The organism is Gracilinema caldarium DSM 7334 (assembly GCF_000219725.1).
Lineage (GTDB): Bacteria > Spirochaetota > Spirochaetia > Treponematales > Breznakiellaceae > Gracilinema > Gracilinema caldarium.
This window is the reverse complement of the sequence record NC_015732.1, coordinates 14844-28793: the sequence shown is the minus strand read 5'-3', so window position 1 is coordinate 28793 and position 13950 is coordinate 14844. Positions and strand designations below refer to the sequence as shown.

Here is a 13950-nt window from a genome sequence, read left to right as displayed (position 1 = left end):
TCTTATCAGAAGGATACATAATCAATACAATTTTATCGGTAACATAGGTTACCGTTTTAGTAATTTTTACCACCCTTCTGCATAAATAGTTTCACCTCCGGATGTTCCATAAAGGGCTTCAGTAAGGCGCGGCTTTTATCCGGAAGCCGTGCCATCATACTCTGCCGATCCTTCTCCTCCATCCGTACCAGGGTAGCGGCCAGCACCCGCAGTTGGGCGTTCAAGAAGCCTGCGGTTTTCATCGATACCTTATGATCCTTTGCAAACCGGTAATCTTCGTTAAGAGCCGCAAACATGATATCCCGAAGCATGAGATTCCATGATTCAGTAGTATTCCGGCTTTCACCATTGGCAAGTATTTTTTTAAGCCGGGTTTTAAATTCAGGCATGACATAGGGATCCATACAGCTTATATCAAAGGGAACATGCCGAATCCGTTCCGCTTCGTAGCGGAACCGGTCCGTTAAGTTTCTTAACCACTCAAAGTAACTTGCGGTTACACCGGCTCCATTGGCAAGGAAATCATAGAGCACCGTTACCCCCTGTTCGGCGAGAATCTTTTCCGCCCGGGAACTATTGGGGCCGTTAGCACCGCATACTTCCAACTTTGCCTTAATGCGCCGGGCATTTTCTTCGGTAACCGCATTTTCCAGTGCCGCAGGGGCCACTATATCACATTCAATTTCCAGCACCTTGGAACTGCCGCTCAATCCCAGGATCCGTTCTTGCACATTTTTCGTTGCATGGACACAGGAAGCCCGCAGAGCCTTATCGGGGTGATTTCGGGAATTTTCCACCGCCGCCAGTACTTCATCCATATCAAGATCATCTCCGAATATGGCACCACCCGCATCGGCAATCGCAATGAGCTTTACTCCATATGGCTTGAGAGATGTAAGCAGTGAACCACCAACCTTGCCGGACCCCTGGACAGAGAGGGTTTTCCCAGTCAGTAAGGCAGGATAAACTTTTTCAGAAAGCAGCTTCCATTCATCTGCCGAGAGAAGCCGGCCATGAACCACCGCATCCTCAGGCTTAAAGTCCACTTTTCCATAGGCTTGTTCCGATTCTTCCTTGAGTATGACCGCTTCGGTTATGGAACAAGCCTTGCGAAGGACCGCTTCTTCTTCTTTGCTGAGCGGTCTGTTTGGTTTCCACTGACCATCCAGGTAGAGGTTACCCACCGCAGCCAGTACCGCATAGGCCATACCGAGCCCTGTCGCAGCACCCCGGGCTTCTATTCCCAATTTCGGTTTCCCGGTAATCTGGGCTGCGGTGACCAGTTCGAGATAGGTCTCATTCCGTACGAGTTCTCCAATAATCACCGGATCGGTCCAGTCCACATCAAAGTGCTCCGCCAGCATTCTGCGAGCTTCCTGAACGGAAACGATCCTCGGTCCAATCATGGTGACCCCCGGCTTAAGACCATAGGACATCACCGCCAGATCCCGCAGGGCACTTTTAAACCCTTCAAACATATGTCCGATTTCTTTGGGACCACAGCCAACATCCCCTGCAGGAACATCCCGCATCGGACCAGACACAAGGAAAAGACTTCTGCCAAAACTGGAAAGGGTATCAAAATAGTCAATCGCCGTACCTTCGAAGGTTCGGGGATTGAGCATCAAACCACCCTTAGCCCCGCCATAGAGGATCCTGCTCCGGGCACATTTCCAGGTCATCATAAAGGACAGGGCTGCCACTTCATCAAAACTGACAATCGGATCGATACGGAGGCCGCCCTTTGCCGGTCCCCGGGCAATGGAATGCTTAATCCGATAGCCGGGAAGGTTGCTCGAAATGCCATTAGCCTGAGCGGTAACAAAAAATTCATCAAAAGCCTCATAGCCAAGCAGCAGACGCAATACTTCAGGGACTTCATCAATACCGGCAAAACGGGCGGCCTCGAGAAAATCGGTTACACTGTTTAAATAAAAACTGTGACTTTCCGGTCCTGTACCAATGGTCCCATTCTGCCTGCAAAGTTCTTTTAATTCTTCAATAGCCTTCATTGCATCGTGAGGATTAGATCGGCTTGGAAGCCTTCGAAGAATTGATTCAATTTTTTCTTCCAAGATACGTTTGGAAGTATTTTGAACAATGAGAGCCCCTGCAGCAGCTGCCTGAGTTTCCTCATGCTGACCAGAAATAATTGCTTCCTTCAACGCGTCTTCTAGACCAGAAAGACTGTAGCCCAGGTTAAAATAGGTAGTAAAAATAGCTACATCGCCCTGGGGATGACGGAACAGATCAAAATAGGTACGTTTCAGGTTAATACCCCGTTTTTCAAAAATTCGTAAAATCTGAGGGATAAATTCATGTCCTGGATTGGCAACCCCGATCATAACACGGCTCGATTTTTCTATCCGGCCAATATCATCCTCATACTGCACATCAGAAATATCTACCAGGGGCTCAGCGGTATCACAGATACGGTTATAAAACACCAGATGCCGTTCAGACCGCTTCGGTTCCAGGGTGGATTCAATCTCTTCCAAAAGATAGCGGGACGAAAGACTTTCGATAAACCGATTCGTATGGATAAGATCACGATTCTCACCATAATAGGCCAGATCACTTTTTAATTTTATGATCGCTGCTTCCTGTTCAGGGGTGTACCGTGCCGGTTCCTGGGTAATTTTTTCAAGACTGACAATGCGAACCCCATTAACCGTCGATTCCGAATCAAAGGAGGCTATTCTCATATTCATGTTTTCTTCAATAACCCGTTCAAGCCGGCCAGGATAATCCCGTCCTATATTGATAAGATAGGTAATTACCCGGGAGTCGTCGCTCACATGATATATTTGACCTACATTAGAGGATAACAGCTGGGTTATAATAAAGAGATGTCGTGCAATCTCTTCAGGAGTATTCGAATAAAAATACCAATGGGGCAACTGTTCATCGCTTAAATAATCTGCAAGTATTTTTTCCCTGGTGTTGATATCCAGCTTATAGTTGGTTTCGAGAATCGTACCAACCCGTGCTTTAACGCCTTTTAAATAGGATCCCTGGTAACGAACCTTTGCTTCAGCCATACCGTACCCCCAATGAATATCCTAAGGCTGAACAGCAAAATTTGCAAGAAAATTCGCTATTGGACTATACCAATTATATACCAAAACGAAAAAGGACTATTGCATGGCATACCAATGTTCCAATACCATTCTTCGAGCCTGATCACCAGAAGGCCCTTCATCCCGTAACAGATGGTGTTTACCACCTTTGATCATCGCAATTTGTGGCTGTTCCAGGTGGTTCTGTAAAAACTGTACATTGTAGGGCCAATCTACCACCGTATCCATATCACCCTGTAATATTAAAAAGGTCCCTGGTAAAATATTCCAGTTATTTGTTTGTTCCACATAGCGTTCCAAAGCATCAAACCAGCTTATAGGGACCTTATCGAGGTACAGGGGATCCCGTTTCAGTAAACCATAAAAAGTATGGCTTTTCGGGAGTCCAGCATTCCGTCTGGGCAAAGTACTGATAGCCCCCTTAAAGAGATGCTTGGCGACCATGGTAGGCTTCCATAACACGGTCCGAACGAGAGGCGCTTCCAATAGGCTCCACTCAAAGGGATTCCCATGTTTTGCTACATATAAAAGCTCCACTGCACAACCGGTAGAATGACCTGCATATCGCCAGGGCTGCGGCCAAGGTTTATACTGTACAACCGTTTCCAGAGCTGTCACATATTCATCAAAGGAATCTATATGTGCTGGCGTACCCGTGGAAAGCCCATGGCCAATCAAGTCAATACCGCAAACCAGCCACCCATGAAGCACAGCCTGAGCAATGAGCGGAACACGGAGTGCGGTATGTTCAAGGTACCCATGAGTAATAAACAAGGTTCCCTGTATATTTTTTTGTTGGGGATTGGAAAAGTAATGCACAGCCACTTTTTGGTTTAGCTTGGTCTCTACAAGATCATAATTCCATTGTCCCAAAGAATCATCCCAGCCATAAAATTCCCGAAATGCACGATTTGTTGGATTCCAATCAGAAGGTAATTTCATACTTTACAATATAAACCTTTATGCTCACCAGGCATAGCAATAAAGACAACGGGCAGGACAAGTTCCGTATCTGCCGATATCGATACTCCGGTCACACCGACAAAAGGACCGCTGATGGGGATCCTTTTCTTTTTTTAACCCAAACAGGCTCCCATCAACACAGGCATGGGGAAGTATTCCATAAGATACAAGACCATCCGGTTCAGCACAGCTATATATCGGAATTCTATATTGATGCGCAATATCAGCCAAGCGGCCAAGTAGGTTGACAGCTTCTGGCACCACATAGCGACGTTCTTTGTACAGGGGATAGATTTCCACCAGTCTCTCAGTCTCGAGGGCACGAAGCCGTTTGTCGCTTTTTGCATAGGGGTCATAAAGACTTACAATACACCGTCCAACAGCCGTTGCAAGAGCTCCAGCCAAAAACTGAAACTGCTCAACATGATAATGCTCGGAGGTGAGAGAACTCAGCAATATAGGATCATAACGCCAGAAAACTCGTTCAGAACCAATACAGGCACTCAAACGATGTAGGTCATCGATAATTCGGTCTAAAGGAGGAGCCTGAGGTTCAAAAATCGCAGGATACCCGGTCAGACTCACCATAACATAGAACTGATAACCCCTTTCTAATAACATTCCTGCGGATTCTCTTATTCGATAGGGCTCTCGGGTCCAAAAAACAAAACCATCCACATCCTGAGACAAGAGCGATACTTTTTTAACCTGTCGTGTGTTAAAAGGATTAACAACGACTGTTTCACCCCGTTCAAGTTCACCTAAAAACCAATCCCAATAAAAGCGGGGAACATCTGACCGCCGAGACACACTAATTATCATAATAAACCTTTACCATGATTCAGATATGTCCTATACTACGATATAGCATCATAACAGGATAGGGCCTGTAATTTGTCGGTAGCTGGAATCAACCTACTTGACAGGATTGGTTCCATTAGCTATATTCCAGTCAACCTTTTGGGGGTGTAGCTCAGTTGGCTAGAGCGTTTGAATGGCATTCAAAAGGTCAGGGGTTCAATTCCCCTCACCTCCAAATACATCCTTCCATAACTGAATTCCATGAATAATAATATGTTTCAGGGTGATATCGATCCGGACCTCGCAGCTCTTTTGGGAGTTTCAACATCCCAAGCAGGACCTTCAGAGTCGAACACAACTCCTAATTATAAAGATCTGTTCGGTACGGAAGATATTGAGACTCCTAACGGAATTGAAGTAGATCTAACCCAAAATACCTTTCCAGAAATAACCAAGCCCTTTGCAACTATTCCCCTCACTGTATTTTCTGATCCCGATTATTATAAAAAGGCACTTTCCGGAGAGGGAGATATTGCTCAACGGGTACATACGATTTTACAGAAATTTCTAACAACGAAAGACCCAAAAGATCGTGGTGTATACCGGCAACAACTTACTACAGCCTACTGGGATTTTCTTCTTGGAATTGCCCGGAAAACCCCTGGAAAAATCCCGGATAATAAAAAATTCCTTCTCCGCTATGGGATTCTCCATCCCGGTCTTTTAACACCTGAGGATAAGGAACTCTTCTCAAAAATTATTGTAGATAATGAATTAAACCAGCCTATCTATTATCTTGATGAATGGTTTAAAGCTATTGGGACTGGTGTTATTAAAAACTCCACCACCGATGAGGTACGGGTGGCTAAAAATAATGAAGCGACCAGATTAAAACAGCTTCTGGAAAAAGCCGAAGGACGGCGAGATGCGGCACGGAATCTATTAAAAGCAAAAAGTGATGAACGAGCCAGTTACGAAAAAGCCCTCGTTAATGCAGTGCAAATCATTGCCCAACACAGTCCAATTCCCGGTTTCCCTGATCTTCAATCAGTATATAACGAGGTTCAAAAACGGGCTTTTTCCGAAATTCAGGAGCTTCTTAAAAATATGGCCAAGGCAGATCGGGAGCTCGATTCATTACTCAAAGAATTTTCCCAAGCCCAGGCGGATGTACAAATTCTGGAAGACAAGGTCCGGGAAGCAGGAGCAGACGTTGCAGTTGACATCAAAGCTATCGACACCGAATTCGACAGTGTCCGCCAAATGGTTAAATTAACGATTGGCCGCCAGGGAAATCACTTTCCCATTCTTGTTAAGGAATATTTTCACTGCGGACCTAATGAAATAGCTACCCGTGAAAATGTGATTAAGCAACTTGCCTGGATAGAAAGTATAGACCCCGAAGCTTTTTGCCGGGTTTATAAAAATAAACTGAACCGAATTGTTCCCTATGTAATTCTGGTTCCTTCATACGGAGAATTTGGTATTTGTTGGGAACCCTTTGATCGCTTTAATAGAGCCACTAGCCGTGGCCGTATTGCCATTCCTCTTTATCCGAAGAACCTAAACCTCGCCATTCTCTCTGCCGTAGGGGATTTACGCTGGCAGAATGCTAAAGAAAAAGCTTCTTATTACTGGATGGAAGAAGGTATCACCGGTAATTATTACCAATGGTTTACATCAAAAAAATTAAAAGGCGACGTAAAGGAGTACTTCATTCAGGACTATATATTATGGATGACAAAAGAAAGCGAAGGTATCCAAAAATTAGATAAGGAAGTCAGGGGTATCTTCTGGCGGTATATTCCATTTTCTCAGTCAATTAAAGATAAACTCAGGGGACGCAGTTATGTCTACCAGGAGCTTTATCAACGGGATATTAACCGGTCCCTTTCAGATGGCTATTAATTCTTCTTACCTTTAAAACTCAACAATATCAAAAGCTTTCAGTCACTAATCTCTTTTAGGTGAACGACGACTCTTTATTAGAGGATCGAAGTATTTTTCAACCTCAAACCGCTTGGTAAATGCCTTAAGGGCATAACGGTAAATCACAAAAGAAAGCAGTATAGCAGCAATAAAAACAATAGGGAGCCCAATAGCCGCAGTTTCCTGGGGAAGCAACGGAGCCAAAATCCTTCCATACAATACGAGTAATACCACAAAAGATACAACAGTTATTACCACATTAAATAGAGTAGCAACTAACATAAAAACAATAGTATTTGCTTTTTTATTCACAATCACTCCTTATGTGTATTTTTAGCAACAAACAGGATGCTTATCACAAGTAGAATGCCACAGATAACCACTGAAGAATCAGCAATGTTAAAAGTCGGCCATCGAGCAAAGCCAAGAAAGCCATACACATTTACACTGATAAAATCCACTACCCCATCGGGACGCCAAATTCTGTCAATAAGGTTACCTAAACCTCCCCCGATGATACCCGCTACAACCCAGCGTTGAAGGGTTGTAAACTCATCTGTCTTAAAATAATAGACGAGTAAAACACCTAATACTACAATGGGTACCATAATAAACAGTAATACCCGTACCTGATCCGGCAAACCATCTCCAAGACTAAAAGCTATTGCTTTGTTGCGAACATGGATAATCCATAATAAATCGTTACCAAATACATCTTTAATAAAAGTCCCTTCTCGAGGCCAACGGGATACAATAAATGCTTTAGATAATTGATCCACAACCACAATACAAAACGTTAGTATAAAAGGAAATAATTTTTGTTTATACTTCATCTAAATTACTCCATATGGCTAATACAACTGCTTACAGACCTGTAGGAATATCGAGGAATTCAACCTCTAAATTATATTCATTTGCTAATTTTTCCATAACCCGGCGAACACCCCACACCTCTGTTGAATAATGCCCTCCAGCAATCATATTCAATGCACCTTCTACCGCATAATGATACACCGAATGAGACATTTCACCGGTAATGTAAAGGTCCACCTGTTCATCAATTGCCTGAAAAGCTTCCATCGCCGCACCACCAGAAACGATGGCAACGGAACGAATTTCCTTTGTACCGAATGGATACACCCCGAGAGGTGGCCGACCCATAAAACTGATCCGTTTTACTGCCTCATCTATAGAAATCGGTTTTGGTAAAATCCCCTTATAACCAATTTTATGTTGATGATAGTCACCAAAGGGTTCACGCTGTTCAAGACCAAGCAGATCAGCTAGACCCGCATTATTTCCAACTACCGGATGCTGATCCAAAGGTAAATGGACAGCATAGAGCGCTATGTTATGTGAAAGGAGAACCTGTAAGCGTTCTCTCATTATACCGGTAATAGGAGCCGGTTTGCCCCAAAAGAGACCATGATGCACAAAAAGCATACCCACACCGCGCTGTGCAGCGAGGGTTATTGATTCAAAACAAGCATCTACTGCAAAAGCTACTTTAGTAATGTTACGACCATCATTATCTACCTGCAAACCATTTAAAGAATCATCGGTTCGTAAAAATCCGTCAATATCTAAAAAAGAACGAAAGTAACTATCAAGTTGTTTCGTAGTCATTTCCCAGAAACCTCCTGTGGATTATAATGCGGCAAATAACCATTATACTCAACATATACATCTCCCGATACAGGAAGCAGTGAACAAGCGGCTTCTTCTTTGCAATTGGAATCAGTATCCCTTTTTTCTAAACTATAAATAAAATTATGAATAAGCGCCGCTGTTGATTCGACATAGTAACCCACACTCTGCACCCTATTTCCTTTACCGCCTAACATAGCAGAATAGATGGGATATTGAATAGTTACATCAGAATAGTCAAAGGGGCCTGCTCCGGTTAATGCTACGAGTAATGCAGGGGCTTTGGCTTGATGAATTATCCGAACAAGGGATGCATATCGACCATCACGTTGTTCAGAGACTTTTACTGAGTCTGACACTAAAACTAAAAGGGGTTTTGTAAGTTCTGGAACAGCACCTATATGTTTTTGGGACTGGGGAATTACTTTTTGGATTAAATTCTTGAATCCTGTACTTGCATCACCATCTTTAAAATCAAGAACCGAATACAGCGGCCCTTCTATATTGATCAGACCAACAACAGGACTATCATCATGTTGAGCTACATACATGATAGCAGCTGCCCCTCCGGCACCATAAGCAACCAGATAAAGCGGTCCTGGGTATTCTAAATGGGCGACCAAATATTCAATAGCCTGCTTCCGTTTTGCTTCCAAGGCTCTAGCATACTGATTTGGTGTCTTATATTGTACACCAGCAATAAAACTTACAAAATAATTAGCTATATTTGTAATTGAGGGTACTATCGGTTTATTACGTATATCATATGCCGGTACATCTAAACCTGGCTGTGAAAAAGTAATTACTGTGAAACCATTGGAATATAACAGTGAACAAATTGAATCTACAACTTCTACAGATCCACTAATCGGAGGAATCATGAAAATAGTTCCACGAGTATTTTCTGAAAACTGCCGGTACGTTCTGATAAAATATTCTTCTTCTGTGTCAGTATTTTTTACAACTGATGTTTCATAACCACCCTTATTGCGGCTCGCAAGATAGTCTTGAGTTGGAGAAAACCTAATCCCTATGGTGCCTGTTATTGCTAATAGCACAATTCCGATTAAACAGGCAATTATCGAAGGTCTTTTATCATCATCGATACGGAGTCTTTGTAAAAGAGAGACTAATTTAGGTATACGAAAAAGAGTAAGAAAAAAAATAAAAAGCTCAAAAGGAACAAGTTCGGGCCTAAATCCATATACGTACTGGCCAACAAGAAGCAGAACAAACACTAAAAGAGGGAAAAGAATAATTCCAGTTACATCTCGGATGCTTTTAAAAAAAGGACGGACCAGCTCTAATCCGACCAAACCCAAAAGCAACCATAGTAACAAGACTAAATCAGACACTAACGATTCCCTTCCTTATCCAAAAGGGTATCCAAATTTCCATAGGTCTTCAATAGGGCTGCAAAAACAACATTAGTATCGTTCAGTGAGGTGGAGATTTGTTCAAGGGAACTTAAACCATCGGTTAAGGCTGTTGTTTCTTCTCTGATCGAACCGGAAATCTGGTTTAAGAAAGCACCGGCTTCATCAATCGCTTTTGCATTGGTTTGAAAACTATCAAGTACCGTTCCAAAGGATTGTTTAAAAGACTCAAGAACCTTGGTAAAGCCCTGTAACTCATTCGTAATTTGCCCAACGATAGACTCAAAATCACTGATAGTGGTCTCAATTGTTTTCGCAAATTCTCCTGTTTGCCCTGCCAATGTACGAACCTCATTAGCGATAATACGAAATCCCTTTCCAACAGCACCAGCTCGCGCCGCTTCTATCGAAGCATTTATCGCTAGAATATTCGTTCTGTCAGAAACATCCTGTATAGACCCCGTTACTGAAGCAATACTCTTCGCTTTTTCAGCTAAATCTGCAAAGAGAGAAGAAAGTCTTGCGGTCCCCTCCACCGCCTGATTAATATCCTGAACCCGCTGAGTTATTTCAGTTCCCGTACTTGCATTTTTGGATAAAATGCCATCCATCATAGTATCGATCTTGTCAGCATTTTGGGATGTATTTTGGCTCGTAGCCCGTATTTCCTCAAAGGCTGCAACAATAGAAGAAAGACTGGACCCAATCCGTTCTAGATTAAACCCGATGATATCGAGAGAACGAAGGGTAACTGTATTTAAAACAATACTCTTATTGTAACCCTTAACAAATTTTTTAATTGCTAAAGAACTATTATCAAATGAAGTCATACTATCACTCATGGTAGCCCCTTTGCCTTACTTGTAGATTGATTCGATGATATCAATCCCACAGGATAGTTTTCCAAGCCAATCTAAAAAGGTGGTAACCGCATCCCCTCGATACACACCACCATGCTGAGCCGCAATCAGCTGAGGCTTTAGATCTCGTGCTTGGCGAACCCATAGGGAGGTAGCTTTATTAGATGCCATATAACGTTTATGAAAGGGTTCAACATAGGGCAAGACCGCAGAAAAATCATCAATGAAGAGCTGTTCTTTACCTGCAGGGAATACAGCGGCTCCAATGTCTCCAGAAAAGAGAATTCGTGCTCGTTCATCAAAAACTGAAAAGTTGCCCGTAGAATGTAAAAAATGAGCTGGTAAAAAGCGCAAAATGGTTCCCGATCCTAATTTTATATTTGAACCAAATTCTTCGATGCCTACCATCCGGTTTTGATCGACAATACCAAAATGGGGCAAAAATCGCAGCCAGAGGGAACTCACGTATATTTTAGCCGGGGTTACCCCAAGCCAGAGAGCGATACCCGAAGAAACATCAGGATCCTGATGAGAAAAGAATATGGTATCTATCTTATCCAGGGAGATATAACGACTCGCGACAGCCACGACTCGTGCAAAGAGGTGAATGCCACCAGGATCAAGCAAAACGCCCCGCCCCTTATCTATTATTAAATATTGATTGGTCTGCACAACCCCAGACGAACTTTCTGGATCGGCACCAAGCCAGATAAACATATGGTCTGCATCCTGATACAGAATCTTACCATTTACATCATCTGCCGCAATCATAAACCCTCCAAAACCAAAACCCTTGATTTCTCTCAATCAACAATTCATAGTTTACTATAAGGAGCAAGAATTGTGAACATCAAGGATTATAGATTATCTTCAGAACAAGTATTTTTCAGCATCCCAGCCCCTTTATTAACAGAAACCACTGAGTCCGATGCAACCATTATCGGCCAGAGCCGTGCCATGAAAGCCCTGTCTTTAGGTTTAGGAATACAGGCAAAGGGCTATAATATCTATATTCAGGGAGCTCCTGGAACCGGCAGAAGAACAGCCCTCTTAAAGGCACTTCAAAACTATAGTGCATCCAGTGCTACTCTGCAAGATTTTCTCTATGTTCCCAATTATACTAATCCCACTGAACCCCATATTATTCAAGTTCCCGCAGACACTGGCCGTCTGTTTAAACAACGCCTTCATGATCTAATTGAAGAAGTTAAACACCTTGTTCGCTTACACCGGGAAAGTGAAGCCTTTAAATTAAAAAAAAGCAATCTTGTGGCTACTTTAGAACAGCAGGAAAATAAGATCTTAAGTTCCTTTGAAGCAGAAGCGGCACAACAGGGTTTTCAAATCGTTCAAATTAATGAAGGAGAATCCCAAAGTACTGATCTCGTACCTATCCGTAACGGAATACCAGTCTCCTTTGAAGACCTGCAATCCCAGGTTGCAAGCGGAACCCTATCTCCTGAGGAATGGAATACACTCCGCGAAACCTATTATGCCCTGATCGATAAAATGAAGAGCCTTTTTGATACGCTCAAACGGGAACGGATGGATCTGGACAGAAAGGTTCACGAACTTTCAAAGGCAATGTTACATCCGGAAATTCATCAGCTTATTGAGGCTTTAGCACAGGATTTTCCCTATGAATCAATTACATCCTGGCTCAAATCGATGGAAGATGACATTATGGGGCATATTCCCCTCTTTTATCCAGAACGACTCGAAAAAGAAGCACAGCGTAGTCATAACCATCCCTCTGCGCTGATCCGTTACGGTGTCAATATCCTCGTTGATCGAGCAGGATTAACCACCGCGCCGGTCATTTTTGAAAACCGCCCTACTCTCATCAATCTGGTCGGTACCATTGAACCTCCAGGCTCGGTTACCGAAGAACTCCGCTCGGCTTACCTACGGATTAGGGCTGGAAGTCTTATCAAAGCCGCTGGCGGTATACTAGTTCTGCGAGCCGAGGACATCATTCAAGACGAGGAAGCCTGGCCTTACCTGAAACGGGTTTTACAAACCGGTATCGTCGAAATTCAGTGTCCCCCCAATCCAATCGCAAGCCCCCTCATCATTAAACCTGAACCGATTGAACTATATGTAAAAGTTGTATTAATCGGCGAAGAATCTACCTACGATATCATGTATCAAACCGATCCCGATTTTCAGAAACTGTTTAAAGTCTGTGCGGAATTCGATTCCACTATGAATAGAAATGAGCATTCCATGCAACGCTACGCCGCATTCCTGCATAAAATTGTTCAGGAAGAACAACTATTACCCCTGGATCCATCAGGAGTATCGGCTGTACTTGAGTGGAGTGTTCGGGATGCAGAACATCGCCAAAAACTCAGTACCCGGTTTTCTCTCGTGGTCGATCTGCTCAGGGAAGCAACCTGGTATGCGCGGGAACATCAATTTTCAGCAATTTCTGCAGAAGTAATCCAAAAAACCCTCGAATTGCGGGCCTATTTACATCGTCTTCCGGAAGAGACCATCCAATCAATGATTTTGTCGGATGAAATTATTATACAATTTACTGGTACTGCTGTTGGCAAAATTAATGGGCTTGCAGTCCATGACCGCGGTTACTATGCCTATGGAATTCCCGTCGTCGTCTCTGCCCAGGTAGCCCCAGGCGATGGTGGGGTCATTAATATTGAAGGAGAATCGGGACTTTCCGGTGAAATTTTTGACAAGGCCGTACTCATCCTCTCAGGCTATCTCCGTTCCCGATACGCACGAACCTTTCCACTCTCCATAACCGCCAGCCTTTGCTTTGAACAGATGTATACCCCCATCGATGGAGATTCTGCTACAGCCGCACAGCTTTGTGCCATAATTTCTGCCATTTCCGACATCCCCCTGCGGCAGGACTTAGCTATAACCGGCAGTGTGAACCAACTTGGCGATATGCAGCCTGTCGGTGGCATTTCTGAAAAAATCGAAGGGTTTCACACTATTTGTTCGAAACGAGGACTTACCGGAACCCAAGGAGTTGTTATACCACGAAGAAACATTAACAATCTTATCTTAAATACTTCGGTTCAGAATGATATTAAGGCTGGCCTATTCCACCTCTACGCGGTCAATACGATTGATGAAGCCTTAGAAGTGTTTATGGAAAAACCTGCTGGAAAAGCAGATGAGGATGGTAATTTCCCGCCCGATTCTATCAATGGAATCGTTTCCCGAGAACTCAAACGGATGGCGACAATTATAAAACGATATGAAACATAATGAAGATCATAATCTCTTTAAATTTGTACAGGTCTTTATAAAAAAACTTGCAGA

At 43.3% G+C, this 13950-nt stretch carries 11 protein-coding genes and 1 tRNA gene; 3 read left to right on the top strand and 9 right to left on the bottom strand.

Going from position 1 to position 13950, the window contains the following annotated elements; all coding sequences use genetic code 11:
- Positions 1–56: 56 nt before the first annotated feature.
- The 3 genes from SPICA_RS00135 to SPICA_RS00125 form a co-directional block, all read right to left on the bottom strand.
- On the bottom strand, positions 57–3041 hold the full coding sequence (locus SPICA_RS00135; RefSeq protein WP_013967512.1) for a Glu/Leu/Phe/Val family dehydrogenase: 2985 nt from the start codon (positions 3039–3041) through the stop codon (positions 57–59).
- A gap of 96 nt (positions 3042–3137) precedes the next feature.
- Positions 3138–4022, bottom strand: a complete 885-nt coding sequence (locus SPICA_RS00130; RefSeq protein ID WP_013967511.1) for an alpha/beta fold hydrolase — start codon at positions 4020–4022, stop codon at positions 3138–3140.
- Between the two features lie 24 nt (positions 4023–4046).
- Positions 4047–4853: a DUF1848 domain-containing protein gene (locus tag SPICA_RS00125; protein WP_169311844.1), complete on the bottom strand. Its 807-nt coding sequence runs from the start codon at positions 4851–4853 to the stop codon at positions 4047–4049.
- A 152-nt stretch (positions 4854–5005) separates the two neighbouring features.
- On the opposite strand from SPICA_RS00125, the gene SPICA_RS00120 reads away from it, so the two are divergent.
- Together SPICA_RS00120 and SPICA_RS00115 are read left to right on the top strand one after the other, a co-directional pair.
- Positions 5006–5079, top strand: a tRNA-Ala gene (locus SPICA_RS00120).
- Positions 5080–5105: 26 nt separating this feature from the next.
- On the top strand, positions 5106–6752 hold the full coding sequence (locus SPICA_RS00115; protein ID WP_013967509.1) for a coiled-coil domain-containing protein: 1647 nt from the start codon (positions 5106–5108) through the stop codon (positions 6750–6752).
- 45 nt (positions 6753–6797) lie between these two features.
- On the opposite strand, the gene SPICA_RS00110 is transcribed toward SPICA_RS00115, so the two are convergent.
- From SPICA_RS00110 to SPICA_RS00085, 6 genes are read right to left on the bottom strand one after another with little or no spacing between them, the layout of a single operon-like run.
- The gene (locus SPICA_RS00110) at positions 6798–7085 is read right to left on the bottom strand and encodes a hypothetical protein (RefSeq protein ID WP_013967508.1); all 288 of its coding nucleotides are present in this window, start codon (positions 7083–7085) and stop codon (positions 6798–6800) included.
- A 2-nt stretch (positions 7086–7087) separates the two neighbouring features.
- Positions 7088–7606 carry a signal peptidase II gene (lspA, locus tag SPICA_RS00105; protein ID WP_013967507.1) on the bottom strand — a complete coding sequence of 173 codons (519 nt, stop codon included), beginning with the start codon at positions 7604–7606 and terminating at the stop codon, positions 7088–7090.
- A gap of 31 nt (positions 7607–7637) precedes the next feature.
- Positions 7638–8399: a Nif3-like dinuclear metal center hexameric protein gene (locus SPICA_RS00100; RefSeq protein WP_013967506.1), complete on the bottom strand. Its 762-nt coding sequence runs from the start codon at positions 8397–8399 to the stop codon at positions 7638–7640.
- A complete protein-coding gene (locus tag SPICA_RS00095; protein WP_013967505.1) occupies positions 8396–9775 on the bottom strand; it encodes a hypothetical protein in 1380 nt (459 codons plus the stop codon). Before SPICA_RS00095 ends, SPICA_RS00100 begins: the two co-directional genes overlap by 4 nt.
- A complete protein-coding gene (locus SPICA_RS00090) occupies positions 9775–10638 on the bottom strand; it encodes a methyl-accepting chemotaxis protein (protein ID WP_013967504.1) in 864 nt (287 codons plus the stop codon). The genes SPICA_RS00095 and SPICA_RS00090 overlap by 1 nt, the downstream gene beginning before the upstream one ends.
- A gap of 15 nt (positions 10639–10653) precedes the next feature.
- Positions 10654–11427 (bottom strand): oxygen-binding di-iron domain-containing protein, encoded by a 774-nt coding sequence (locus SPICA_RS00085; protein ID WP_013967503.1) that lies wholly within the window; start codon positions 11425–11427, stop codon positions 10654–10656.
- 72 nt (positions 11428–11499) lie between these two features.
- Here SPICA_RS00085 and SPICA_RS00080 point away from each other — a divergent pair, with 72 nt between their 5' ends.
- Positions 11500–13896: an ATP-binding protein gene (locus tag SPICA_RS00080; protein ID WP_013967502.1), complete on the top strand. Its 2397-nt coding sequence runs from the start codon at positions 11500–11502 to the stop codon at positions 13894–13896.
- Positions 13897–13950 lie beyond the last annotated feature (54 nt).